General features: G+C 69.2%; 20 protein-coding genes and 1 tRNA gene. 10 read left to right on the plus strand and 11 right to left on the minus strand.

Annotated features, from left to right (window positions below; all coding sequences use genetic code 11):
- Positions 1 to 320: 320 nt before the first annotated feature.
- The 8 genes from ACWC09_RS02990 to rpmH form a co-directional block, all read right to left on the minus strand.
- Positions 321 to 1421, minus strand: a complete 1101-nt coding sequence (locus tag ACWC09_RS02990) for a ParB/RepB/Spo0J family partition protein (protein ID WP_450847894.1) — start codon at positions 1419 to 1421, stop codon at positions 321 to 323.
- The gene (locus ACWC09_RS02995; protein ID WP_450848283.1) at positions 1418 to 2491 is read right to left on the minus strand and encodes a ParA family protein; all 1074 of its coding nucleotides are present in this window, start codon (positions 2489 to 2491) and stop codon (positions 1418 to 1420) included. The genes ACWC09_RS02990 and ACWC09_RS02995 overlap by 4 nt, the downstream gene beginning before the upstream one ends.
- Before the next feature lie 265 nt (positions 2492 to 2756).
- Complete coding sequence (gene rsmG, locus ACWC09_RS03000; RefSeq protein WP_450847896.1) at positions 2757 to 3473, minus strand: 16S rRNA (guanine(527)-N(7))-methyltransferase RsmG; 717 nt, start codon at positions 3471 to 3473, stop codon at positions 2757 to 2759.
- 119 nt (positions 3474 to 3592) lie between these two features.
- A complete protein-coding gene (locus ACWC09_RS03005) occupies positions 3593 to 4105 on the minus strand; it encodes a Jag family protein (protein ID WP_450847898.1) in 513 nt (170 codons plus the stop codon).
- Between the two features lie 15 nt (positions 4106 to 4120).
- Positions 4121 to 5413, minus strand: coding sequence for a membrane protein insertase YidC (yidC, locus tag ACWC09_RS03010; protein ID WP_450847900.1), 1293 nt, complete (start codon positions 5411 to 5413; stop codon positions 4121 to 4123).
- A gap of 3 nt (positions 5414 to 5416) precedes the next feature.
- On the minus strand, positions 5417 to 5794 hold the full coding sequence (yidD, locus tag ACWC09_RS03015; protein ID WP_361268001.1) for a membrane protein insertion efficiency factor YidD: 378 nt from the start codon (positions 5792 to 5794) through the stop codon (positions 5417 to 5419).
- Positions 5791 to 6162 carry a ribonuclease P protein component gene (gene rnpA, locus ACWC09_RS03020; protein WP_450847902.1) on the minus strand — a complete coding sequence of 124 codons (372 nt, stop codon included), beginning with the start codon at positions 6160 to 6162 and terminating at the stop codon, positions 5791 to 5793. Before rnpA ends, yidD begins: the two co-directional genes overlap by 4 nt.
- A gap of 21 nt (positions 6163 to 6183) precedes the next feature.
- Positions 6184 to 6321, minus strand: coding sequence for a 50S ribosomal protein L34 (gene rpmH, locus ACWC09_RS03025; protein ID WP_015659252.1), 138 nt, complete (start codon positions 6319 to 6321; stop codon positions 6184 to 6186).
- Between the two features lie 384 nt (positions 6322 to 6705).
- Between rpmH and dnaA the strand changes: the two genes are divergently transcribed.
- The 9 genes from dnaA to ACWC09_RS03070 all read left to right on the plus strand — a co-directional run bounded on the left by dnaA (position 6706) and on the right by ACWC09_RS03070 (position 19653).
- Complete coding sequence (dnaA, locus tag ACWC09_RS03030) at positions 6706 to 8697, plus strand: chromosomal replication initiator protein DnaA (RefSeq protein WP_450847904.1); 1992 nt, start codon at positions 6706 to 6708, stop codon at positions 8695 to 8697.
- Between the two features lie 893 nt (positions 8698 to 9590).
- Positions 9591 to 10721 carry a DNA polymerase III subunit beta gene (gene dnaN, locus ACWC09_RS03035; RefSeq protein WP_266520453.1) on the plus strand — a complete coding sequence of 377 codons (1131 nt, stop codon included), beginning with the start codon at positions 9591 to 9593 and terminating at the stop codon, positions 10719 to 10721.
- Between the two features lie 179 nt (positions 10722 to 10900).
- Complete coding sequence (gene gnd / locus ACWC09_RS03040) at positions 10901 to 11776, plus strand: phosphogluconate dehydrogenase (NAD(+)-dependent, decarboxylating) (protein WP_450847907.1); 876 nt, start codon at positions 10901 to 10903, stop codon at positions 11774 to 11776.
- A gap of 53 nt (positions 11777 to 11829) precedes the next feature.
- Positions 11830 to 12951 carry a DNA replication/repair protein RecF gene (gene recF, locus ACWC09_RS03045; protein ID WP_450847909.1) on the plus strand — a complete coding sequence of 374 codons (1122 nt, stop codon included), beginning with the start codon at positions 11830 to 11832 and terminating at the stop codon, positions 12949 to 12951.
- Positions 12948 to 13517: a DUF721 domain-containing protein gene (locus ACWC09_RS03050; RefSeq protein WP_450847911.1), complete on the plus strand. Its 570-nt coding sequence runs from the start codon at positions 12948 to 12950 to the stop codon at positions 13515 to 13517. Before recF ends, ACWC09_RS03050 begins: the two co-directional genes overlap by 4 nt.
- A 398-nt stretch (positions 13518 to 13915) precedes the next feature.
- The gene (gyrB, locus tag ACWC09_RS03055) at positions 13916 to 15976 is read left to right on the plus strand and encodes a DNA topoisomerase (ATP-hydrolyzing) subunit B (protein WP_450847913.1); all 2061 of its coding nucleotides are present in this window, start codon (positions 13916 to 13918) and stop codon (positions 15974 to 15976) included.
- A gap of 42 nt (positions 15977 to 16018) precedes the next feature.
- Positions 16019 to 18613, plus strand: coding sequence for a DNA gyrase subunit A (gene gyrA / locus ACWC09_RS03060; RefSeq protein ID WP_450847915.1), 2595 nt, complete (start codon positions 16019 to 16021; stop codon positions 18611 to 18613).
- A gap of 18 nt (positions 18614 to 18631) precedes the next feature.
- Complete coding sequence (locus ACWC09_RS03065) at positions 18632 to 19474, plus strand: DUF3566 domain-containing protein (RefSeq protein ID WP_450847917.1); 843 nt, start codon at positions 18632 to 18634, stop codon at positions 19472 to 19474.
- Positions 19475 to 19576: 102 nt separating this feature from the next.
- Positions 19577 to 19653 (plus strand) — tRNA-Ile (locus ACWC09_RS03070).
- A 264-nt stretch (positions 19654 to 19917) separates the two neighbouring features.
- Here ACWC09_RS03070 and ACWC09_RS03075 read toward each other — a convergent pair.
- Both ACWC09_RS03075 and ACWC09_RS03080 read right to left on the minus strand, forming a co-directional pair.
- Complete coding sequence (locus tag ACWC09_RS03075) at positions 19918 to 23886, minus strand: nSTAND1 domain-containing NTPase (protein WP_450847919.1); 3969 nt, start codon at positions 23884 to 23886, stop codon at positions 19918 to 19920.
- Positions 23887 to 24221: 335 nt separating this feature from the next.
- Entirely contained in the window at positions 24222 to 24704 is a 483-nt protein-coding gene (locus ACWC09_RS03080; RefSeq protein ID WP_450847921.1) for a hypothetical protein, read from the minus strand.
- Positions 24705 to 24953: 249 nt separating this feature from the next.
- Here ACWC09_RS03080 and ACWC09_RS03085 point away from each other — a divergent pair, with 249 nt between their 5' ends.
- Positions 24954 to 25310 carry a hypothetical protein gene (locus ACWC09_RS03085; protein ID WP_450847922.1) on the plus strand — a complete coding sequence of 119 codons (357 nt, stop codon included), beginning with the start codon at positions 24954 to 24956 and terminating at the stop codon, positions 25308 to 25310.
- Positions 25311 to 25348: 38 nt separating this feature from the next.
- Here the strand turns inward: ACWC09_RS03085 and ACWC09_RS03090 are convergent, their stop codons facing one another.
- Positions 25349 to 26113: a glycosyltransferase family 2 protein gene (locus ACWC09_RS03090; RefSeq protein ID WP_450847924.1), complete on the minus strand. Its 765-nt coding sequence runs from the start codon at positions 26111 to 26113 to the stop codon at positions 25349 to 25351.
- Positions 26114 to 26182: the final 69 nt, after the last annotated feature.

A 26182-nucleotide genomic window follows, 5' to 3' on the forward strand; every position in this document is an offset into this window, starting at 1 on the left:
TGTTCCTCGCTTCCTTCGCCCGCAGCGTCGCGGGCGGCTGTCAGAGCGCTCCGTTCCTTCAGCAGGCTACCGACGAAGCCGCCGACCGCCCCCAGCCCCAGGCCCGCGCTCACCAGTCCGATTCGGCTCACCGTTCGCATGGCCCCTGCCTCCCCTCAGAGGTACTGCCAGTGGATGCGCCGTACCCGTTCGCATCGTATCCACGATGTGATTCGGTCGACACCGACTGAAAGCAAAGAGCGGGCTGTGTTCCGGTACACACCGGACACCGCCCGCTCCACCGGCCACCGAGCGAGAGTGCCCGGTCGGCCATGGGCTCGTCAGCCCCCGTCCTCCTCGGAGTCGCCGTCCAGCAGGCTCTTCTGCAGGACCGGCCCCTCGCCGGGAGCGAGACTGCTGAGGATCCGCTCGAGGTCCTCCATCGAGGCGAACTCGACGGTGATCTTGCCCTTCTTCTGCCCCAGGTCGACCTTCACCCGCGTCTCGAAACGGTCCGAGAGCCGGGTGGCGAGGTCCGACAGCGCCGGGGAGACCCGGGTGCCGGCGCGCGGGCCCTTGGAACGCTGAGCCGTCTGCGGCCGCGAACCCATGAGGGTCACGATCTCCTCGACGGCCCGCACCGACAGCCCCTCGGCGACGATCCGGTGAGCCAGACGGTCCTGCTCCTCCGAGTCGTCGACGGACAGCAGCGCCCGGGCATGACCGGCGGACAGGACCCCGGCGGCCACGCGGCGCTGGACCGCCGGAGACAGCTTCAGCAGACGCAGCGTGTTGGAGACCTGCGGGCGGGAACGGCCGATGCGGTCCGCCAGCTGGTCGTGCGTGCAGTTGAAGTCCTTCAGGAGCTGGTCGTAGGCGGCGGCCTCTTCCAGCGGGTTCAGCTGCGCCCGGTGCAGGTTCTCCAGGAGGGCGTCCAGGAGAAGCTTGTCGTCGTCCGTGGCCCGCACGATCGCCGGGATCGCGTCCAGGCCCGCCTCGCGGCTGGCCCGCCAGCGCCGCTCGCCCATGATGAGCTCGTAGCGTGCGGCACCGACCTGCCGTACGACGACCGGCTGGAGCAGGCCGACCTCCTTGATGGAGGTGACCAGTTCCTGCAGGGCGTCCTCGTCGAAGACCTCGCGCGGCTGGCGCGGGTTCGGCGTGATGGAGTCGAGGGGGAGCTCCGCGAAGTGGGCACCCATGGAAGACGCGGACGCCTCCGCATAGCCGTTGACCGACGGCTCCTCGGTTTCATGTGAAACAGGCGGCAACGTGGCCACCTTCGCCGCGGCCACCCCGCGGTCGGAGGTCAGCACCGGAACAGAGGCCGGGGACGAGGAACCAGCGCTCCCCACCGCCGCCGGGGCCGGCGTCTTCTCCGTCGGGGCAGCGGGGATCAGTGCGCCGAGCCCACGGCCCAAACCCCTCCGTCGCTCGCTCACTGAATACCCTCCACCATGCTCGGGTTGCTCTGGGCGCCGATATGGGCCTGCGTCGGGTCGTAGCTGACGCCGACACCCTTCAGCGCGATTTCTCGTGCCGCCTCAAGATAGGACAGGGCACCACTCGATCCCGGATCATAGGTCAGGACCGTCTGTCCGTAGCTCGGCGCCTCGGAGATACGGACCGAGCGGGGAATGCTCGTCCGCAGCACCTCGTCGCCGAAGTGGGTGCGCACCTCTTCCGCGACCTGTGACGCGAGCCGCGTCCGGCCGTCGTACATGGTGAGCAGGATCGTCGATACATGCAGGGCAGGGTTGAGGTGCCCGCGCACCAGATCGACGTTGCGCAGCAGCTGGCCCAGCCCTTCCAGTGCGTAGTACTCGCACTGGATCGGAATGAGGACCTCGGCGCCGGCGACCAGCGCGTTGACCGTCAGCAGGCCGAGTGAGGGCGGGCAGTCGATGAGGATGTAGTCCAGGGGGTGCTCGTAGGCCTGGATCGCCCGCTGGAGTCGACTCTCACGAGCCACCAGGGACACCAGCTCGATCTCCGCACCGGCGAGATCGATCGTGGCGGGTGCACAGAAGAGCCCCTCGACATCCGGGACGGGCTGGACGACTTCGGCCAGTGGCTTGCTATCGATGAGCACGTCGTAGATGGACGGCACTTCGGCATGATGGTCGATTCCCAGAGCCGTGGACGCGTTGCCCTGCGGGTCGAGGTCGACCACGAGGACTCGGCCCCCATGCACAGCCAGCGAAGCGGCGAGGTTGACCGTAGTCGTCGTCTTGCCCACGCCGCCCTTCTGGTTGGCGACCACGATGACCCGGGTCTGCTCGGGCCGTGGAAGGCCCTCGCCGGCACGGCTCAGAGCCTCTACCGCCAGTTGGGCAGCACGACCGATCGGAGTGTCGTCCATCGGGGGCGGTGTTTCACGTGAAACATCCTCCCCCATCGACTCGGTACGGGGACCGGGGACCGGATCGGTCATCGGTCCCGCGATGTTGGCGTCGGACCGCAAGGATTCACTCTCCTCGACTTCAGGCTCGCAATGAACAGAGCCTCCCATGCCTTCGGGGTCGTGAACCAGTGAGGCCTGGTCTTCTGTGGAGAAATCCACCTCTGTGGACAACTCCGCACCCTCATCGAGTGAACCGAGAGGCTTTCGGTCGCGGGGTTCGGCCGCGGCGCGGCCACGACTGATGATGCCGTGCAGCAGTGAGCGACGTTTCACGTGAAACACGATGCACAGCCACGGCGGCCGAACTGTCGCGACACTCCGGCATGCGTACGTTTGGCAGCTTGTGTGGAGTACGACTCGTCGTCAGTGCGGATCAGCGGCGCCGACGTGTCCGTCCCGTCCGGGCCGCCTTCGCGCGCTTCGCGGCGAAGCGCACACCGCCGGGGCTCTCCCCGACCTCGACCCGTACGACGGTGGACAAGGGGTCCACCACTCCCTCACCCACATGCAGGATGGACGTCTCCACCGCGCCGAGCTTGCTCAGTGCGGTCGCCGCACTCTTCAGCTCCTCCTCCGCGGTGTCGCCCTTGAGCGCCAGCATCTCCCCGTACGGCCGCAGCAGCGGAATGCCCCAGGTGGCCAGCCGGTCCAGCGGAGCGACCGCTCGCGCCGTCACGACATGCACCGGCGGCAGCTTGCCCATGACCTCCTCGGCCCGGCCCCGCACGACCGTCACATGGTCCAGGCCCAGCAGCTCCACGACCTCCGTGAGGAAGTTCGTGCGCCGCAGCAGTGGCTCCAACAGGGTGATCTTGATGTCGTCGCGGACGAGCGCCAGAGGAATGCCCGGGAGGCCGGCCCCAGAGCCGACATCGCACACGGTCACCCCCTCGGGCACGACCTCGGAGAGCACCGCGCAGTTCAGCAGGTGCCGCTCCCACAGGCGAGGCACTTCGCGTGGGCCGATCAGACCACGCTGCACACCCGCCTCGGCGAGCAGCTCCGCATAGCGAACCGCGTCCGCGAAGCGATCACCGAACACCTCACGCGCCTGCTCGGGCGCGGGGGGAAGCTCCGCTGCCTCCGTCACGGGGGACCGTCCTTCCGTACCGCATCAGCGCTACCAGGCGCCGACCACCAGAACCAACAGGCTGACAAACTCCGGCCCCGTCTGCGCTACAGACGGGGCCGGAGGGACGAACGGACCGATCAGGCGGGCAGTACGACGACGAACCGCTGCGGCTCCTCGCCCTCGGACTCGCTGCGCAGTCCCGCGGCCTTGACCGCGTCGTGCACGACCTTGCGCTCGAACGGCGTCATCGGCTGCAGCTTCACCGGCTCGCCGGTGTTCTTGACATCGGCGGCGGCCTTCGCGCCCAGCTCGGAGAGCTCGGCACGCTTCTTGGCCCGGTAACCCGCGATGTCCAGCATCAGCCGGCTACGGTCCCCGGTCTCCCGGTGCACGGCCAGGCGCGTCAGCTCCTGAAGCGCCTCGAGCACCTCCCCGTCACGGCCGACCAGCTTCTGCAGGTCTCGGCCGCCCGAGTCGCTGATGATCGAGACAGCGGCGCGGTCGGCCTCGACGTCCATGTCGATGTCGCCGTCGAGATCGGCGATGTCCAGCAGACCCTCGAGGTAGTCCGCCGCGATCTCGCCCTCCTGCTCCAGGCGGGTCAGGGTGTCTGCACCCTCGGCAGCGGCGGAGGTGGTGCCTTCCGTCACGGGATGGGCTCCTTCTTACTTCTTGGACGGGGACTTGGGGCGCTGCGGGCCCTTGCGCTGCCCGGACTGGGCCTTGCTGCGCGTACCGCTGCCGGGCTGGGTCTTCTTGGCGGCGGAGGCAGGCTTGGCGTCCTGGGGCTCGTCGGACTTGCTCAGCGAGGTGGACGAACCGGAGTCCGAGTCGGACGGACCGGACTCCGCCGGCTTCGCACCACCGGACTGACGCTGAGACTTGGTCTGACGCTTGGGCTGCTGGCGCTTGGGGGCGGCGGTGCCGGTCGTCGGCGTACCGTCCTCGGACTCGACCGCGGCCGCACCCTCGCTCTTCACCACGGAACCGTCGGTCTGGGCCGCGAGGCCCGCCTTGGTCAGACCGTTGATGAACTTGCGCTCGAACTCGTTGCGGTCGCGGCCCTTGGCGACGATCGCCTTGATGATCGTGCGCTCGCTGCGCTTGCGGGCCTTGCCGTGGTTCGTGACGTGCTTCGTCAGGCGCTCCAGGTACGCGGCCTGAGCCTTGGAACCCGGGGTCGGGTTGTTGTGGATGACGTACATCTGCTGGCCCATGGTCCACACGTTGGTGGTCAGCCAGTAGACGAGGACACCGACCGGGAAGTTGATGCCGAAGACGGCGAACATCACCGGGAAGACGTACATCAGCATCTTCTGCTGCTGCATGAACGGCGTCTTCACCGTGGTGTCGACGTTCTTCGTCATCAGCTGACGCTGCGTGTAGAACTGCGACGCCGACATCATGACGATCATGATCGCGGTGACGACCCGCACATCGGTGAGGGTGGCGCCGAGCGACTCCACCTTCGCCGAACTGTCGGTGAACTTCGCCGCGAGCGGGGCACCGAAGATGTGCGCCTTACGGGCACTGGCGAGCAGCGAGTCGTTGATGACGCCGATCGTCGAACCCGTCGCGATGCCGTTGAGCACGTGGTACAGGGCGAAGAAGAACGGGGACTGCGCCAGGATGGGAAGGCACGAGGAGAGCGGGTTGGTACCCGTCTCCTTGTACAGCTTCATCATCTCTTCGGACTGACGCTGTTTGTCGTTCTTGTAGCGCTCCTGGATCTTCTTCATCTCGGGCTGGAGCGTCTGCATCGCGCGCGTCGACTTGATCTGCTTCACGAAGAGCGGGATCAGGCAGATGCGGATCAGGATCACCAGAGACACGATGGACAGGCCCCAGGCCCACCCGGTGTCAGCGCCGAAGATCGCGCCGTACATCTTGTGGAACTGGACGATGACCCATGAGACGGGTGTCGTGATGAAGCTGAAGAGGCTGGCAATCGTGTCCACTAATCATGCTCCTTGGGCATGGGACGAGGTCTCTGCGGCCGGGCTCGAAGGAGGATTCTCTTCGGTGCTCGAAACAGGATTCTCTTCGGGGGCCGGTTCGGCGGCGGAGGACCCGCCCCTGCGTGCACGCCACGCGTCACGCAGCATTTCGTGCCATCGAGGGCGCTTGCGCGGCGGGACATGGTCCACACCGCCCAGCGACCACGGATTGCACCGCAGGATGCGCCAGGCGGTGAGCGCCGTGCCCTTGATGGCACCGTGCCGGTCGATGGCCGTGTAGCCGTAGTGGGAACACGACGGGTAGTACTTGCACACCGGCCCGAGCAGCGGACTGATCGTCCACTGGTACAGCTTGATAAGAGCCAGCAGCGGGTACTTCATCGCGCGCCCCCTCCCAGCAACCGCTCGATGGCGGCATCCAGGTCTCGGGCCAGTTGTGCATGGTCGGCGTCGCCCGCACCGGGCAGCGCTCGTACGACTACCAGGCTACCGGGGGGCAACAGGGCCACTCGATCCCGCATCAGATGACGCAGCCTGCGCTTCACCTTGTTCCGCACGACCGCACCGCCCACTGCCTTGCTCACGACGAAACCCGCACGCGTCGGGGGAGCGCTCTCCCCAGGCGCGTGCGGGTTCGTGGCACCGCTACGAAGATGGACGACGAGACACGGGCGTCCGGCTCGGCGCCCTCGTCGTACCGCGGTCGCGAAATCCTCGCGCCGCCTCAGCCGGTTCTCGGTGGGCAGCACGACGGCATGACCTGACCGGAATCAGGCGGACAGGCTGGCGCGACCCTTGGCACGACGGTTCGCGAGAATCGCGCGACCGGCACGGGTACGCATCCGCAGGCGGAAGCCGTGGGTCTTGGCGCGACGACGGTTGTTCGGCTGGAAGGTGCGCTTGCTCACTCGGGGGCTCCAGAAATCAAATCGGTGGTGGCGGGTGCCGTCCTGGCTGTCACCGTGCGCCCACGAGTAGCTCGCAGTTACGCCCGATTGCACCGCTTCCCGATCACCTGACGCGATCTGTGCCCATCGGAGGCAGGCGGCAGCAGCCATCGACAACTCGACCTGGTTACGGTACGCGGGGCTACGCCATCCGGTCAAACCAGCGGTCACCGAGAGACACTATCCACAGGCTGGGGACAACAACTTGAACCGCACCCGTCGCCCTGACTACCGTGGCTGAACTCCGATTCGTTCCCTTGACCCCTTGTTCTTGGCTCCACCCCATTTGAATCCCGACCCGTCCCAGAACCACACGTTCGTGGGACCCGTGAGAGAGCGTGCCCTGTGGCTGACGTGCCTGCCGATCTTGCCGCAGTGTGGCCACGAGTACTCGAGCAACTCCTCGGCGAGGGCCGCGGACAGGGTGTCGAGACCAAGGACGAGCACTGGATCCGCCGCTGCCAGCCCCTCGCGCTGGTCGCCGACACCGCCCTGCTCGCCGTACCGAACGAATTCGCGAAAGGCGTCCTCGAAGGCCGCCTCGCCCCCGTCGTCAGCGAGACCCTGAGCCGCGAATGCGGCCGCCCGATCCGCATCGCGATCACCGTCGACGACTCCGCCGGCGAACCCCCCGGCCCGCCGGCACCCCCGATCCGCCCCCAGCCGCGCTACGAGGAGCCCGAGCTCCCCACCGGCCAGTACGACAACAACCAGTACGACGGCTACGGCCGCCACCGCGCCGACGACCCGCGCCCGCCCCGGCCCGACCAGCTCCCCGGCGCCCCCGGCGACCAGCTGCCCACCGCCCGCCCCGCCTACCCCGGCGAGTACCAGCGCCCCGAACCCGGCGCCTGGCCGCGCCCCCCGCAGGACGAGTACAGCTGGCAGCAGCAGCGCCTCGGCTTCCCCGAGCGAGACCCCTACGCCTCCCCGTCTCAGGACTCCTACGGCTCCCCACAGGACTCCTACACACCCCCGGCCCAGGACTCGTACGCCCCGCCGCCCCAGGACTACCGCCCGCAGTCGATGGAGCGCCCGTCCTACGACAACCAGCGCCCCGACTACGACAACCAGCGCCCGGACTACGACCAGGGCCGCCCCGACTACGACAAGCCGCGCTCCGACTACGACCGCGGCCGCCAGGACTACGACCAGCGGGACGCCCGCCGGGAACTGCCCGAGCAGCCGTCCGGATCCGGGCACGTCCACCGCGGCGGCCCGGTCGGTTCCTCGTTGCCCGCCTCAAGCGGTGCCCCCGGCCCGCTGGCCGCGAAGCCCGCGCCGGCGACCGGCCCCGGTGAGCCCACCGCGCGACTGAACCCGAAGTACCTCTTCGACACGTTCGTCATCGGCGCCTCCAACCGCTTCGCCCACGCGGCCGCGGTCGCCGTCGCCGAGGCACCCGCGAAGGCCTACAACCCCCTTTTCATCTACGGGGAGTCGGGCCTCGGCAAGACCCACCTGCTGCACGCGATCGGGCACTACGCCCGCAGCCTCTACCCCGGCACGCGCGTGCGCTATGTGAGCTCGGAGGAGTTCACCAACGAGTTCATCAACTCCATCCGCGACGGCAAGGGCGACAGCTTCCGCAAGCGCTACCGCGAGATGGACATCCTGCTCGTCGACGACATCCAGTTCCTCGCGGACAAGGAGTCGACGCAGGAGGAGTTCTTCCACACCTTCAACACGCTCCACAACGCCAACAAGCAGATCGTGCTGTCCTCCGACCGGCCGCCCAAGCAGCTGGTCACCCTGGAGGACCGGCTGCGGAACCGTTTCGAGTGGGGCCTGATCACCGACGTCCAGCCGCCCGAGCTGGAGACGCGCATCGCGATCCTCCGCAAGAAGGCCGTGCAGGAACAGCTCAACGCCCCGCCGGAGGTACTGGAGTTCATCGCCTCCCGCATCTCCCGCAACATCCGCGAGCTGGAGGGCGCCCTGATCCGGGTGACGGCGTTCGCGTCGCTCAACCGGCAGCCGGTGGACCTGGGCCTGACGGAGATCGTCCTCAAGGACCTGATCCCGGGCGGCGAGGACTCGGCCCCCGAGATCACCTCCACGGCCATCATGAGCGCGACGGCGGACTACTTCGGGCTGACCGTCGAGGACCTGTGCGGCACCTCCCGCGGCCGCGCGCTGGTGACCGCCCGCCAGATCGCCATGTACCTGTGCCGCGAACTCACGGACCTCTCCCTGCCGAAGATCGGCGCGCTGTTCGGCGGCCGCGACCACACGACCGTCATGCACGCGGACCGCAAGATCCGCAATCTGATGGCCGAGCGGCGCTCCATCTACAACCAGGTGACCGAGCTGACCAACCGCATCAAGAACGGCTGACAGGCCGCCTCACCGAGCCTGTCGTACGACGCCGAGGGCGCCCCGGGACGAGATCCCGGGGCGCCCTTCGTCATGTGCGCGGTCATGCGTGGGCACACACGCGTGCCATCCGCTGTTCGATTAGCTGCCGGGTTACGGCCACTCTCCACAGATTCGCCGACTTTTTGCCGTCCACATCCTGGGGACCACGAAGTTGTCCAGATCGCGATCCACAGGGCAGCCCTCGGAAGACCATCACAGCAGGTCAAGTGGCTGTGGATTCGTGGATGAAGGATCTCCACAGACTGTGGACAGCGAGAAGATCCACAGCCTGTGCATCGAGTTGTCCACCGACAACCCACAGACCTGGCCACGTTGTCCCCAGCGATTCCAAGCTTCTCCACATGCCTGTCCACTGTTCGGCAACCCGACGCGCCTGATCACCGGGTCGAGTGAAAGCCGTCACACGAAGGTGCCGGGTGGGGCTGTGGGAAACGTGGGTAAAGCTGGGGACGCCGCTGGGGAGAACTCACCTCAGCCTGTGCACGGTGTGTGCAGAACTTTCCGTTCTCCACAGAGACACCGAGTTGTCCACCGGCTCCGCCCACAGGGGCAGTGGACAAAATTTCCGGGCTGACCTGCGAAGACGCGGTTATCCACCGTTTCCACAGCCCCTACTACTACTCCCAACTAGAGAGAGCTGGGAATCCGTTTCGAAGTGGGTCCTGTGCACAACTCGCTGCCCGGCTCCCGGCTGCCCCTCGTCACGACTTGACCCCGAGAGGCACCTACTGTCAGTGGGGTGCGTCAGACTGTTCCCCGGTGTCCTTCCCTTCACAGGGGCCGATGACACCGAGACAGACGACGAAGCCACGCAGGCCGAGAAGCGCCGGCAACAGCAGGAGGCGGCAACAGTGAAGATCCGGGTGGAACGCGACGTACTCGCGGAGGCAGTGGCCTGGGCGGCGCGCAGCCTCCCGGCCCGTCCGCCGGCGCCTGTCCTCGCCGGCCTCCTGCTGAAGGCCGAGGACGGCGCTCTCAGCCTCTCCAGCTTCGACTACGAGGTCTCCGCACGGGTGAGCGTCGAGGCGGAGGTCGAGGAGGAGGGCACGGTCCTCGTCTCGGGCCGGCTGCTCGCCGACATCTGCCGCGCCCTCCCCAACCGCCCGGTGGAGATTTCCACAGACGGTGTACGGGCGACGGTGGTCTGCGGCTCCTCGCGGTTCACACTCCACACCCTGCCTGTGGAGGAGTACCCGGCGCTGCCGCAGATGCCGAGCGCGACCGGCACCGTCCCCGGCGAGGTCTTCGCCTCCGCGGCCGCCCAGGTGGCCATCGCGGCCGGCCGTGACGACACGCTGCCGGTGCTCACGGGTGTGCGCATCGAGATCGAGGGCGACACCGTCACCCTGGCCTCGACCGACCGCTACCGCTTCGCGGTCCGTGAGTTCCTGTGGAAGCCGGAGAACCCGGAGGCCTCCGCGGTCGCCCTGGTGCCCGCGAAGACGCTCCTGGACACCGCCAAGGCCCTCACGAGCGGCGACAGCGTGATCCTGGCGCTGTCCGGCTCGGGCGCGGGTGAGGGCCTGATCGGTTTCGAGGGTGCGGGGCGCCGGACGACGACCCGGCTGCTGGAGGGTGACCTCCCGAAGTACCGCTCGCTGTTCCCGACGGAGTTCAACTCCGTGGCCGTGATCGAGACCGCGCCCTTCGTGGAGGCCGTCAAGCGTGTGGCCCTGGTCGCCGAGCGGAACACGCCGGTGCGGCTGAGCTTCGAGCAGGGCGTGCTGATCCTGGAGGCCGGTTCCAGTGACGACGCACAGGCTGTGGAGAGGGTGGACGCGCAGTTGGAGGGCGACGACGTGTCGATCGCCTTCAACCCGACCTTCCTGCTGGACGGTCTGAGCGCGATCGACTCCCCGGTGGCCCAGCTGTCGTTCACGACGTCCACCAAGCCCGCGCTGTTGAGCGGCAAGCCGGCCCTGGACGCGGAGGCGGACGAGGCCTACAAGTACCTGATCATGCCGGTGCGCTTGAGCGGCTGAGCATCCCGCCCGGTTGTCCACAGGCCGTGGACGACCGGGCGTCGTTCTGGGGAGAAGTCGCAGGTCGGGGCATACGTTTGAGCGGGTATGCCCACAGGTGTGCGCGAGCGTCCGGGTTTAGGCTCGGACATAGGTACGAACGTGCCTCACACGCCACACCGCAACCTAAGGAACAACTGATGGAGCTCGGTCTCGTCGGCCTCGGCAAGATGGGCGGCAACATGCGCGAGCGGATCCGCCGCGCGGGCCACACCGTCGTCGGATTCGACCGCAACCCGGACCTCGCGGACGTCCACAGTCTCAAAGAGCTTGTGGAGAACCTTGAGGCGCCCCGCGTGGTCTGGGTGATGGTCCCGGCAGGTGCCCCCACCCAGGAGACGGTCGACGAGCTGGCCGAGCTCCTGGAGCCGGGTGATGTCGTCGTGGACGGCGGCAACTCCCGCTGGACGGACGACGAGAAGCACGCCGAGGAGCTGGCGGCCAAGGGCATCGGCTTCGTCGACTGCGGTGTCTCGGGCGGCGTCTGGGGCCTGGAGAACGGCTATGCGCTGATGTACGGCGGCGACGCGGAGAACGTCGCCAAGGTGCGGCCGGTCTTCGACGCCCTCAAGCCCGAGGGGAAGTTCGGCGCGGTGCACGCCGGCAAGGTCGGTGCGGGCCACTTCGCGAAGATGGTCCACAACGGCATCGAGTACGCGATGATGCAGGCCTATGCCGAGGGCTGGGAGCTGCTGGAGAAGGTCGACTCGGTGACCGACGTCCGGGAGGTGTTCCGCTCCTGGCAGGAGGGGACCGTGATCCGCTCCTGGCTGCTGGACCTCGCGGTGAACGCTCTCGACGAGGACGAGCACCTGGACAGGCTCAAGGGTTTTGCACAGGACTCGGGCGAGGGACGCTGGACTGTGGAAGCCGCCATCGACAACGCCGTGCCGCTCCCGGCGATCACGGCCTCCCTCTTCGCGCGGTTCGCGTCGCGCCAGGAGGACTCTCCGCAGATCAAGATGATCGCGGCGCTGCGGAACCAGTTCGGCGGCCACGCGGTCGAGACGAAGTAATCCACGGGGCTGTCCAGAACAGCCCACGACTTGGGGGAGGTCGGCGACCGACCATGCACGTCACGCATCTGTCGCTGGCCGACTTCCGCTCGTACGCCCGGGTCGAGGTTCCGCTCGACCCGGGCGTCACCGCCTTCGTCGGCCCGAACGGCCAGGGCAAGACGAACCTCGTCGAGGCCGTCGGCTACCTGGCCACCCTCGGCAGTCACCGCGTCGCCTCCGACGCCCCCCTGGTCCGTATGGGCGCCGACCGCGCGGTCATACGCGCGCAGGTCAAGCAGGGCGACCGGCAGCAGCTGGTCGAGCTGGAGCTGAACCCCGGCAAGGCGAACCGCGCCCGCATCAACAGGTCCTCGCAGGTCAGACCCCGTGATGTGCTCGGCATCGTGCGGACCGTGCTGTTCGCGCCCGAGGACCTCGCCCTGGTCAAGGGCGACCCGGGTGAGCGGCGCCGTTTTCTCGACGAGCTGATCACCGCACGCTCCCCGCGGATGGCCGGCGTGCGCTCGGACTACGAGCGTGTCCTCAAGCAGCGCAACACCCTGCTGAAGTCCGCCGCGCTGGCCCGGCGGCACGGCGGCCGCTCGATGGACCTGTCCACGCTCGACGTCTGGGACCAGCATCTGGCGCGCGTGGGCGCCGAGTTGCTGGCTCAGCGGCTCGATCTGATCGCCGCGATCCAGCCGCTCGCCGACAAGGCGTACGAGCAACTGGCGCCCGGCGGTGGCCCGATCGCGCTCGACTACAAGCCGTCGGCGCCGGGTGAGGCGCATACGCGTGAGGATCTCTACGAGCAGCTGATGGGGGCGCTCGCGGAGGCGCGCAAGCAGGAGATCGAGCGGGGCGTGACCCTCGTAGGCCCTCATCGGGACGATCTGGTGCTCAGGCTGGGGCAGTTGCCCGCCAAGGGGTACGCGTCGCACGGGGAGTCCTGGTCGTATGCGCTGGCGTTGCGGCTGGCCTCCTACGACCTGTTGCGGGCCGAGGGCAACGAGCCGGTGCTGGTGCTCGACGACGTGTTCGCCGAGTTGGACACGCGGCGCCGGGAGCGGCTGGCGGAGCTGGTCGCGCCGGGCGAGCAGGTGCTGGTGACGGCCGCGGTCGACGACGACGTACCGCACGTACTGACGGGGACGCGGTTCGCCGTGTCGGACGGGACGGTGGAGCGCGTATGACGACCGAAGAGCCGGCCCCGCGCTCTGCGCGCCCGGCGTCCGAAGCTCCCGCACCCCCGAAGGTCCCCGAACCCTCTGGTGTCGACCTCGCGCGGGTGGCGCTGCGGGCGGCGAAGGAGGCCGCACGCGCGCGTGGGGACGCGGCGCAGCAGAAGAAGCAGGCGCGGCGTGGGGGGCTGCGCTCCGGCGCGCGGGCCGATGGGCGCGATCCCATGGCGTTCGGTGCGGCGATCAACCGGCTGATCACCGAGCGGGGTTGGGAGACGCCGGCCGCGGTGGGCGGGGTGATGGGCCGTTGGCCGGAGATCGTCGGTGAGGACGTGGCCAAGCACTGTGTACCGGAGCGGTACGACGAGGACGAGCGGGTGCTGGTCGTGCGGTGCGACTCGACGGCGTGGGCGACGAATCTGCGGCTGCTCGCGCCGACGCTCGTGGCGCGGCTGAACGAGGATCTGGGGCACGGCGCGGTGCGGGTGATCAAGGTGCAGGGCCCCGGTGGTCCCGCCCGTCGCTACGGCCCCCTGCGCGCCCCGGGCTCCACCGGACCCGGCGATACGTACGGGTGACAGACCTCACATCTGCAGGCCGTCGGCGGGTGCTTCGTACCGTCGGCGGTCGCGCTGTCGTGCGCCCGCACGCGGTTGCGAATTGCGACCTGACTCCCAAGTAGCCAAGGGTTGACAGCCGGAAGCGCTGAGTGCCTCCGTGAGCCTCTTGGAGCCCCGCTCCGTATATGGGGAGTCGGGAGAGACCGGTTGAGGGCGCCACATGAGGACTCAGGTACCGGCAAACCCCCATCACTGTCGGCGCTACCGGTAGACTGGAAGCCAATCCCGCCCCACTCGTGGGGACCGCCCGGGACAAGCTGAGCAACGCTGATCAAGGCTTACCAACGCAACATGCCGCAGCCGCTCCGGCAACCCGCCGAAGAGCCAGGCTCGTGCTGTGCCAGAAAGGGCGCTTCGTGGCCGATTCCGGCAACCCCAACGAGAACAACCCGTCCACCGACGCCGGCGAGCACGACGCGGTGACCTCGTCGAACGGCGAGGTCACCGCCTCGTACGACGCCAGCGCCATCACCGTCCTCGAAGGCCTGGACGCGGTCCGCAAGCGCCCCGGCATGTACATCGGTTCGACCGGTGAGCGCGGCCTGCACCACCTGGTGCAGGAGGTCGTCGACAACTCCGTCGACGAGGCCCTGGCCGGCCACGCGGACACCATCGACGTCACGATCCTGTCCGACGGCGGCGTGCGCGTCATCGACAACGGCCGTGGCATCCCGGTCGGCATCGTCCCCTCCGAGGGCAAGCCGGCCCTTGAGGTCGTGCTGACGGTGCTGCACGCGGGCGGCAAGTTCGGTGGCGGCGGCTACGCGGTCTCCGGCGGTCTGCACGGTGTCGGCGTCTCCGTCGTGAACGCCCTTTCGACCAAGGTGGCCGTCGAGGTCAAGACGGAAGGTCACCGCTGGACGCAGGACTACAAGCTCGGTGTCCCGACGGCCCCGCTCGCCAAGCACGAGGCCACGGGCGAGCACGGCACCTCGGTCACCTTCTGGGCCGACCCGGACATCTTCGAGACGACCGAGTACTCCTTCGAGACGCTGTCGCGGCGTTTCCAGGAGATGGCTTTCCTCAACAAGGGTCTGCGGATCAGGCTCACGGACGAGCGCGAGTCGGCGAAGGCCACCTCGGGGGCGGACGAGGCGGGCGCGGACGAGAAGGCCGAGGTCAAGTCGGTCGAGTACCACTACGAGGGCGGCATCGTCGACTTCGTGAAGTACCTCAACTCCCGCAAGGGGGACGTGGTGCACGCCACCGTGATCGACCTGGAGGCGGAGGACAAGGACAAGCTCCTGTCCCTCGAGGTCGCGATGCAGTGGAACAGCAGTTACACCGAGGGCGTGTACTCCTTCGCGAACATCATCCACACGCACGAGGGCGGTACGCACGAAGAGGGCTTCCGGGCCGCGCTGACGTCGCTGATCAACAAGTACGCGCGCGACAAGAAGCTGCTGCGGGAGAAGGACGACAACCTCACGGGCGACGACATCCGCGAGGGTCTGACGGCGATCATCTCGGTGAAGCTGAGCGAGCCGCAGTTCGAGGGCCAGACCAAGACCAAGCTGGGCAACACCGAGGTGAAGACCTTCGTGCAGAAGGTCGTCTACGAGCACCTCGCGGACTGGCTGGACCGCAACCCGAACGAGGCCGCGGACATCATCCGCAAGGGCATCCAGGCGGCCACCGCGCGCGTGGCGGCCCGCAAGGCGCGTGACCTGACGCGTCGTAAGGGTCTGCTGGAGTCGGCGTCGCTGCCGGGCAAGCTCTCGGACTGCCAGTCGAACGACCCGACCAAGTGCGAGATCTTCATCGTCGAGGGTGACTCCGCCGGCGGCTCGGCCAAGTCCGGCCGCAACCCGCAGTACCAGGCGATCCTCCCGATCCGCGGCAAGATCCTGAATGTGGAGAAGGCGCGGATCGACAAGATCCTGCAGAACCAGGAGATCCAGGCGCTGATCTCGGCCTTCGGCACGGGTGTGCACGAGGACTTCGACATCGCGAAGCTCCGCTATCACAAGATCATCCTGATGGCGGACGCCGACGTCGACGGCCAGCACATCAACACCCTGTTGCTGACCTTCCTGTTCCGCTTCATGCGCAAGCTGGTCGAGGAGGGGAAGGTGTTCCTCTCCCGCCCGCCGCTCTACAAGATCAAGTGGGGCCGGGACGACGTCGAGTACGCGTACTCGGACCGTGAGCGCGACGCCCTCATCGAGGCGGGCCGGCAGCGCGGCAAGCGCATCCGCGAGGACTCGATCCAGCGCTTCAAGGGTCTCGGCGAGATGAACGCCGAGGAGCTGCGCATCACGACCATGGACCAGGAGCACCGCGTCCTCGGCCAGGTCACCCTCGACGACGCCGCCCAGGCCGACGACCTGTTCTCGGTCCTGATGGGCGAGGACGTCGAGGCCCGCCGCGCGTTCATCCAGCGCAACGCCAAGGACGTCCGGTTCCTCGACATCTGAGTCGGTCTCAGCTGACCGCACCAGGAAGGATCTTCACCAGCAATGGCCGACGAGAACACTCCCTTCACGCCTGAAGAAGGCGGCGACATCGCCCAGCGTGTCGAGCCGGTCGGGCTCGAGACGGAGATGCAGCGTTCGTACCTGGACTACGCGATGTCCGTCATCGTGTCCCGTGCGCTGCCCGATGTCCGGGACGGTCTCAAGCCCGTCCACCGGCGTGTGCTGTACGCGATGTACGACGGCGGTTACCGCCCCGAGCGTGGCTTCTACAAGTGCGCGCGCGTGGTCGGCGACGTCATGGGCAACTACCACCCGCACGGCGACTCCTCGATCTACGACGCGCTGGTCCGCCTCGCGCAGCCGTGGTCGATGCGCATGCCGCTGGTGGACTCCAACGGCAACTTCGGTTCTCCCGGCAACGACCCGGCGGCCGCCATGCGGTACACCGAGTGCAAGATGATGCCGCTGTCCATGGAGATGGTCCGCGACATCGACGAGGAGACCGTCGACTTCACGGACAACTACGACGGCCGCTCCCAGGAGCCGACCGTCCTGCCCGCCCGCTTCCCGAACCTGTTGATCAACGGTTCGGCGGGCATCGCGGTCGGCATGGCGACCAACATCCCGCCGCACAACCTGCGCGAGGTCGCGGCCGGTGCCCTGTGGTACCTGGACAACCCGGAGGCCTCGCACGAGGAGCTCCTGGACGCCCTCCTCGAGCGCATCAAGGGCCCCGACTTCCCGACCGGCGCGCTCGTCGTCGGCCGCAAGGGCATCGAGGAGGCGTACCGCACGGGCCGTGGCTCGATCACCATGCGTGCGGTCGTCGAGGTCGAGGAGATCCAGAACCGCCAGTGCCTGGTGGTCACGGAGCTGCCGTACCAGGTCAACCCCGACAACCTCGCGCAGAAGATCGCCGACCTGGTGAAGGACGGCAAGGTCGGCGGCATCGCGGACGTCCGGGACGAGACCAGTTCCCGTACCGGCCAGCGCCTCGTGATCGTGCTGAAGAGGGACGCGGTCGCCAAGGTCGTCCTGAACAACCTCTACAAGCACACGGACCTGCAGACGAACTTCGGCGCCAACATGCTGGCGCTGGTCGACGGGGTCCCGCGCACCCTCTCCCTGGACGCGTTCATCCGTCACTGGGTGACGCACCAGATCGAGGTCATCGTCCGCCGTACGCGCTTCCGGCTGCGCAAGGCCGAGGAGCGGGCGCACATCCTGCGCGGTCTGCTGAAGGCCCTGGACGCCATCGACGAGGTCATCGCGCTCATCCGGGCCAGTGAGACCGTCGAGATCGCGCGCACGGGCCTCATGCAGCTCCTGGAGATCGACGAGATCCAGGCGAACGCCATCCTCGAGATGCAGCTGCGTCGACTGGCCGCCCTGGAGCGCCAGAAGATCGTCCAGGAGCACGACGAACTCCAGGCGAAGATCAACGAGTACAACCAGATCCTCGCCTCCCCGGTCCGCCAGCGCGGCATCGTCAGCGAGGAACTCACCGCGATCGTCGAGAAGTACGGCGACGACCGCAAGACGATGCTGGTGCCCTTCGACGGCGACATGTCCATGGAGGACCTGATCGCCGAGGAGGACATCGTCGTCACCATCACGCGCGGCGGCTACATCAAGCGCACCAAGACGGAGGACTACCGCTCGCAGAAGCGGGGCGGCAAGGGCGTTCGCGGCACGAAGCTGAAGCAGGACGACATCGTCGACCACTTCTTCGTCTCGACGACCCACCACTGGCTGCTGTTCTTCACCAACAAGGGCCGGGTGTACCGGGCCAAGGCGTACGAGCTTCCGGACGCCGGCCGTGAGGCGCGCGGCCAGCATGTTGCGAACCTGCTGGCCTTCCAGCCGGACGAGGCGATCGCCGAGATCCTCGCGATCCGGGACTACGAGGCGGTGCCCTACCTGGTCCTGGCCACCAAGGGGGGTCTGGTCAAGAAGACGCCTCTGAAGGATTACGATTCGCCCCGTTCCGGCGGTGTCATCGCCATCAACCTCCGGGAGACGGAGGACGGTTCGGACGACGAACTGATCGGAGCCGAGCTCGTTTCGGCCGATGATGATCTGCTTCTGATCAGCAAGAAGGCACAGTCGATCAGGTTCACCGCCACGGACGAGGCACTGCGCCCCATGGGGCGTGCGACGTCCGGTGTCAAGGGTATGAGTTTCCGCGAGGGCGATGAACTTCTGTCGATGAATGTTGTTCGACCCGGTACGTTCGTGTTCACTGCCACAGACGGCGGGTACGCGAAGCGGACCGCCGTCGACGAGTACCGCGTCCAGGGTCGCGGTGGCCTGGGTATCAAGGCCGCCAAGATCGTGGAGGATCGCGGCTCGCTCGTCGGCGCGCTGGTGGTCGAGGAGAGCGACGAGATCCTCGCCATCACGCTGTCGGGCGGTGTGATTCGTACGCGAGTCAGCGAGGTCAGGGAGACGGGCCGTGACACCATGGGCGTCCAACTGATCAACCTGGGCAAGCGCGATGCCGTGGTCGGCATCGCACGTAACGCCGAGGCGGGGCGCGAGGCGGAGGAGGTCGACGGTGACGATGCCGTGGACGAGACCGCCGAGGATGTCGCGACCACCGGCACGGACGAGGGTGAGTCGCCCTCGGCCGAGTAGGACGAGGAGTGAGTCATCGTGAGCGGAGCCACGGGCGCCGGATCGGCCGGTACCTCCACCGGTAATTCCACCGGTACGGAGTCGGACGGCGGCGGCCGTGGCTCCGCCGCGCGTGCGGCGGATCCGCACACGACCCAACTTCGCAAGGTCGAGGTGGACCCGACCAGTCCGCCCTCGACCGACTCCGAGGGATCGCAGGGGGGAACCGTGACGGACACGCGAGGTCCGCAGCAGACGGGGGCGGGCCCGGCCGCCCCGCCGAAGGCACAACCGCAGGCGCAGCCTTCGGCGCAGTCGAGGCCGCAGCCCCCGGCCCAGCCCACCCCGCCGCCGACGGCCTCCCCGCTGCCCGGCGAGCGGCAGCCGCAGCAGCCGGCCGGGCCGTACCACCCGCCGCAGGCCTACCCGAACCCGGCGGCCCAGGCGGCCGCCGCCCCCGCACCGACGGGCGCGGTACGCCGCCCCCGCACCGGCGCGCGCACCACGCCCCGTATCCGCAAGGCACGTCTGCGCGTGGCGAAGGCCGACCCGTGGTCGGTGATGAAGGTGAGCTTCCTGCTCTCCATCGCGCTGGGCATCTGCACGATCGTCGCCTCGGCGGTGCTGTGGATGGTCATGGACGCAATGGGCGTCTTCTCGACGGTCGGCGGCACCATCTCCGAGGCCACCGGCTCGAACGAGTCGAACGGCTTCGACCTGCAGTCCTTCCTGTCCCTGCCGCACGTCCTGATGTTCTCGTCGATCATCGCGGTCATCGACGTCGTCCTCGCGACGGCGCTGGCGACCCTCGGCGCGTTCATCTACAACCTTTCCGCGGGCTTCGTCGGTGGCATCGAGTTGACGCTCGCCGAGGACGAGTGACGGACGTCGCTGATCAGCTCCTGATTACCGATTTTGGGACTGCCCACGTCGTGCGCTAATCTTCAGGAGTCAGCGCGCGGGACACACACCGCAGAGCGCGGCGGGGCTATAGCTCAGTTGGTTAGAGCGCATCCCTGATAAGGATGAGGCCACAGGTTCAAATCCTGTTAGCCCCACCAGCGAAGAGACCCCCAACCGTCGGTTGGGGGTCTTCGTCGTCCACGGATGACATCAGTGGCGTTCCACGGCTGACACCAAGGGCAGGCGCATGAAAAGACCCGACCGCTGGCGACGGGGGATGCACCAGCGGTCGGGCTATGGCCAAGGGTAACAAGGTCGGTTGCTCGGTGGGAGCCAACTGTTCCGTGCGAACCGAGAGTTGTGATCCGGATCACCTGCTTCCGCTCACGCGTGTCAGTACACCGGGGCTGTCACTGCGCCTGTCACTTGGTCCCGCACGGGGGGTCGTACGAGAGCCGCGGCAGGTACTCGTGCCACTTCTGCGGTGTCAGAACGCCCCTGGTGGTCGAGCAGATACGGCGGATCGCCACGTCGACGTCGAGGTTCCACAGGCGGACCGTGTCGGAGCCGCTGGAGACGCCGAGAAGGTTGCTGGCCGGGCTGAAGGCGAGGAAGTGGCCCGTCCTGGCGTTGGGGCTCATCGACTGGCCGATGGGGGTCGCGTCGGACGGGTCGGCGACATTCCACAGGCGGACCGTGTTGTCGTTGCCGCCGCTGGCCAGGGTGCGGCCGTCCCGGCCGAACGTCAGCGAGACGACCGCCTCGGAGTGGCCGGTGAGCGGTGAGCCCAGGGAGGTCGCCCGCTCGGGGTCCGTGGTGTTCCACAGGCGGACGGTGTCGTCGTCGCTGCCGCTGGCGAGGGTGTGGCCGTCCGGGGTGAAGGCGAGCGCGTTGACGGGGCCGAGGTGGCCCGTGAGCGGTTTGCCGAGGGGCTGGGCGCGGTCGGGAGCGGTGACGTCCCACAGGCGTACGACGCCCTCCTCGCTGCCGGCGGCGAGCGCACGGCCGTCCGGGGTGAAGGCGAGGGAGTCGATGAAACCCTTGGGGCCGGTGAGGGGCTTGCCGAGGGGCTTCACATGCGCCGGGTCGGCGACGTCCCACAGCTGGATCGTGCGGTCGTCGTAGGCGGTGGCGAGGATGCGGCCGTCGGGGCTGTAGGAGATCGCCTCGGGGCCCATGAAGCGGGTCTTCAGGGTGATGTCCGGGCCGGCGGGGACCGGGTGGGCCGGGTCGGCGACGTTCCACAGGGCCACCGAGCGGTGGCCGGTCAGCACGGCGAGGGTGCGGCCGTCGGGGGAGAAGGCCGGGGAGGGGTCGCCGCCGCCGGCGTTCATGAACGGCTTGCCCATCAGCGTGGGGTGGGCGGCGTCGCGCACGTCCCACAGCCGCATGCGTCCGTCGCTCGCGGCCGTGGCCAGCACCTTGCCGTCGGGGCGGAACGTGCCGCGGCCGCCGATCATGTCCGAGGTCGGGAGTGACCACAGGCGGACCTTGCTGTCACCGCTGCCGGTCGCGAGGGTCTTGCCGTCGGGGCTGAAGCCGAGGGCGTACATCTCGCCGCTGCCGCCTGCGAGCGGCTCGCCGACCTGGGAGGGGTAGGCGGGGTCGCGGACGTTCCACAGGCTCGCCGTGCTGTCGGCGCTGCCGGCGGCGAGCATGGTGCCGTCGGGGCTGAAGGCGACCGACCAGACGAGGCCGGTGTGGCCGGTGAGCGGGGAGCCGAGGGGCTTCGCGTCGGCGGGGTCGGCCACGTTCCACAGCCGTACGGTGTCGTCCGCGCTGCCGCTTGCGAGGGTCTTTCCGTCGGGGCTGAAGGCCACGGAGTGCACGGTGCCCGTGTGGCCGGTCAGGGTCGGGCCGGTCCGCTCCGGGTGGCTCGGGTCGGACGTGTTCCACAGCATGACCGTGTTGTCGTCGCCGCCCGCGGCGATCGTGCGGCCGTCCGGGCTGATGGCGAGAGAGCGCACGGCGGCCGTGTGGCCGGTCAGCGTGGCCAGTGACGTCGCGCGGCTGGGGGTGGTCGTGTTCCACAGGCGGACGGTGTGGTCCTCGTTCGCGGTGGCGAGGGTGTGGCCGTCCGGACTGAAGGCGATGAGGTAGATCGTGCCGTCGTGGCCGTTCAGGGGCGTACCCAGGGCCTTCGGCCGGCTGGGGTCGCGCACGTCCCACAGCCGGACCGTGCCGTCGTCCGAGGCGCTGGCCAGGGTCTTTCCGTCGGGGCTGAAGACCGCGCTGCTGACCCAACTGGTGTGCCCGGTCAGGGGTTTGCCCAGCGGCTTGGGGCGGGTGCGGTCCCGTACGTCCCACAGGCGTACGGTCCGGTCGGCGCTGGCGGTCGCCAGAAGCCGGCCGTCCGGGCTGAAGGTGGTCAGGTAGACGGCGCCCGTGTGGCCGAGGAGCGGGGTGGCGAGGGGGGCGTTGACGATCGAGATCAGCCGGTTGTTGGTGCCCGCCTCGCCGGAGCGCAGGTTGTGGGCGACCAGGTCGAGCTGCGCGGACAGCGAGGGGTCCGTGTACTGCACCCGGTCCGCCTCCGCGAGCACCTGTTCGAACACGGCGTCGTCCCGCTGCTGCCACGCGACCACGGCCGCCCCGCCCGCCAGCACCGCCAGCACGACCAGCGCCGCCACCGCACCGCGTCCGATCCACACCATCCGCCGGCGCAACCGGACCGAGGCCGCCAGGAACTCCACCGCGCTGCGGGTCAGGAACCTGTCCCCCGCCGACTTCGCCCAGCTGTGCGCCTGCCCCAGCCGCGAACCCCGGTACAGCAGAGAGGAGTCGCGCCCCGAGTCCTCCCAGGCCCGGCCGTCCTCCTCGAGCCGCTGGCGCAGCAGATGATCGCCGCGGTCCTCGTCGATCCAGTCGCGCAGCCGGGGCCAGGCGTGCAGCAGCGCCTCATGGGTGATCTCCACGGTCTCCGCGTCCAGCGTCACCAGCCGGGCACGGACCAGCGCCTCCAGGGACTCCTCGGTCTTGCCGGGGTCCGTCGACTCCTGCGCCAGCTGCCGCCGGGTCCCCCGCCGACGCGTGGCCTGGGTGTCCTCGCCGAGCCGCACCAGGCGCAGCAGCAACAGCCGGGCCGCCGCACGCGCCGCCGGATCCAGGCCGGACCAGGCCCGCTCGGCGGTCGCCGCGACCGCGCCCTGGATGCCGCCCGCCGCGCGGTACCCGGCCAGCGTCAGCCGGCCCGCCTTGCGGCGCTGCCAGGTCGCGAGCAGGGCGTGCGACAGCAGCGGCAGCGCACCCGCGTCATGCGCCCCACGCGGGCCGTCCGCACTCACCTCCCGCACGATCAACTCCGCGAGACCCGGTTCGAGTTCCAGCCCCACGGCCTTCGCCGGACCGGTCACCGCCTCACGCAGCTCCGCCGCGGTCAGCGGACCGAGCACCATGTGCCGGTGCTGCAGCGCGTCCGCCAGCTCGGGATGGGCCAGGCACTGCTCGTAGAAGTCGGCACGGATGCCGAGGACGACGAGCACCGGGGCGAGGGCGCCCGGGCCGGCCGGCGAGCACGTGGCGTGCAGGACCTCGACGAAGGTACGTCTGCTCGTCTCGTCCGAGCAGAGGGTGAAGGCCTCCTCGAACTGGTCCACGATCAGGACGGGACGGGCGGTGGACGTCGATTCCCGCCGCGCCCACGCCGTGACGGCCTCCCGTACGGCGCCCGGTTCCGCGCCGCCCGCGACGGCCTCGGTGAGTTCGGGAATACGGCGGGTCAACTCGGCCAGTGGATCGGCGCCCGGCACGCACTGCAGCACCGCCTGCGGCACACCCTCCTCGTCGCTCAGGGCGCCGCCGCGGACGGCGGTCACCAGACCGGCGTTCAGCAGGGAGGACTTCCCGGCCCCCGAGGCGCCGACGAGCATGACCAGGCCGCCGGTCTTCTCCGCCGTACGTAACTGCTCGACCAGGGCCTCGGTGCTGCGCTCCCGGCCGAAGAACCAGCGGGCGTCCTCCTGCCGGTAGGAGGCCAGCCCCCGGTACGGGCACACACCGGCCTCGGCCGGCGCCTCCCCGGCCTCCGCCGCCGGCGCGGGACGCTCGCCGGCCGGGTCGGCCACGGCGCGCTCCCACAGGCGCTGCCACTGGGCCAGGTCGTACAGCCCCGGCGAGACCGGAGCCGGCCGGGCCCGCCGTGCCTGGGGGATCAGGATGTACAGCACCGCGGCGAGCGCGGCGAACTGCGCCGGCACGTTCTTGGCCCGCCGCCAGTCGCTGATCCGCTGCGCGGAGACCCGCACGGGCCGCCCCCGCTCGTCCCTCCGCTGCAGCTGTACGACAGCCTCGGCCACGCGCGTGAGGGGAGGGTTGCCGGCCTCCTTGTAGAGCAGCGCAAGGCGCTCCGCGAAGGCTGTGCGTGCCCCTGAGTCGGAACTCAAGGTCTCCACCCCTTACTTCCCCCGCGCTTGGACATCCGGACCGGAAAACTCACTTTATATGGCTGACCTGCGGGTTAAAGGTCCGGAGGGTGACCGGAATCTCCTCGGTTCGCGCCTCAGCTGGCAGGATCCCGACCCAGTAGCGAACCCATCACGCTACGTCCGGGCAGGCCATCGGCTCAGCACTCGGGGAGACAGCTCACAGCGCCGAACGTTCTCGGCCAGCTTCCGTAGGAGGCTCCGGGCGACGGCGACGGTCTCTGCTGAGCCCGACAGATCCGCGGCGTTCGGCGCCGGTCCCCACGAGGGGAGGGACCGGAGCCGGACGCCACGGGCCGCGCCCGCTACCTCCACCCCGCCTCGCGCGCCGCCGCCAGCGCCAGTTTCTCGGCCTCGTCGGCGGCGGTGTTCAGGGCCGTGTCCTTCCCGGCCGCCGCTCCGCCCGCCGCGACCGCGGCCGCCCGTGATGCGGTGAGGGCGGCCCGCAGCGCTTCACGCGGGCCTTCTCCGTCGTCGTGCGCCTGGGCCAGCTGGGCTGCCAGGGCGGCCGTGGCGGCGGCGTTGCGGGCGCAGCGGGCGTCCGCGGCGGGGTCGGGGACGGAAGTGACCAGGGCGTCGAGCGAGCGGGCCGTCAGGCGCAGGGCGTGCGCGGCGCGGCCCACGGGGCTGTCCGGGACGACCTGGGCGGCGGACTCGTCCACCCCGGCGTGACGGCACGCGGCCAGGGCGCGTTCGTACGCACTACGCGCGCGCGTGCCGTGGAGTTCGCGGAGCACCTGCGCCGTATCAGCCGTCTCTGCCGTACCCGCGCCATCGGGTCCCGTCATCTCCGCCTCCTCGTCCACGACCGTCGGCAGGGTGCCACGGCGGCCGTGAAGAGGACAGAGGCATGCACTGGTCATCTGACGGACCGTCAGCTATCGTCCCTCTGCCGTGCAGCCTCCGAAGGGGTGAGTGCAGTGCCGACACGTCCCCACAGTCCGCAGCCGTCAGGAGCGCCACGCTGGGTCGCCACGGCCTATCGGCCGTCCTCCATGTCCTGGCAGGTGTGCGCCGAGTCCCCCCACCGTTCTCCCGTGCAGTACGCACTCGGCGAGATGGCGCAGACGGTACGCGCGCGTGGAGGCGATTTCGAGGTCGCCCTGTGGGGGCCCAAGGACGGAGCCTGGCAGCGCTACGACGTCTCGCCCGCCGCGACCGACGTCCCGACGGCGCCCGAGCCTCCCGCCGGCGCCACCGAGCAGCCCATCAGCCTCACAGAGCGCATGGGCGGCCGCCGTAGGCAGGTGCTCGTGGCCGGTCTGGGCAAGGCGGGGCTGCACGATCTGGGGCCGGACGACTGGAATGCCGTACAGGCCCTCGCGGAGCGGCTGGACGAGACCACGGTGCGCAGGGTCGCCCACTGGCTCGCGGTTGCGGGCGGGGCGCGTTAGGGGGCTTGCGGGCCTGCGGCCGGTCTCGTCCGGGTCGGTCACGTCGTGCCGGCAGGGTGGTGCCACGCAAAAGAAGCGAGCGCCGTCGCCCGCTCCTCCACCACCGCCATCCGGGCCGCGCGCTCCGTCGTCTCCGCGTGCGCCGCCTGCCCGGTCGCCTGGCCCTCCCACTTGCGGTAGAGCAGCCCGGTCTCGCGTGAGAACCAGCCCCGGCCCACCGCGTTCAGCGCCAGCAGCAGCCCCGTGTCCTCGGAGGCCGGCAGCGCCATCCACCCACCGAGCGCCAGCAGCAGATCCCGGCGGACGAAGAGGGTCGCCGGGTGCACCTGGGCACGGAAGTCGTTCGCCTTCCAGAAGTCGAGCACGGCACCTCGCTCGATCGGCCCCTCCTCGGGATCGCCCGGGAAGCCGACGGTCGAGCCGTCCGGCATCAGATCCAGGGCCCGAGAGGTCGCCCACCCGATGGTCGGGTCGGCCTCGAGCGCAGCCAGGTCACGCGCCAGCACACCCGCCGCGAGCTGGTCGTCGGCGTCCAGCACCTTCACGTACGCGCCGTCCGCGTGCGCCAGGGCGAACGTACGGGCGACTCCGGGACCGCCCGGCCTTCCCTGCCGGAAGGTCACGCGCGCGTCCTCGGGGACGTACGGCCGGACCGCGTCCGTCGTGCCGTCCTCCTGGATCACCCAGTGCCACTCCCACTCTTCGGGAAGCTCCTGCGCGCACAACGACGTGTACGCATCTCCCAGGAACTCGGCCGACGGGGCATGGACAGCGGTGACGATGACGATGCGTCGGTGGTGCATGGAGTCAGGCTACGGACTCCGGAAGAAGTCTTGGTGTGTCAGGTACATCGGGTAGATCAAGTACGTCGG

The sequence above is a fragment of the Streptomyces sp. NPDC001617 genome (assembly GCF_053596855.1).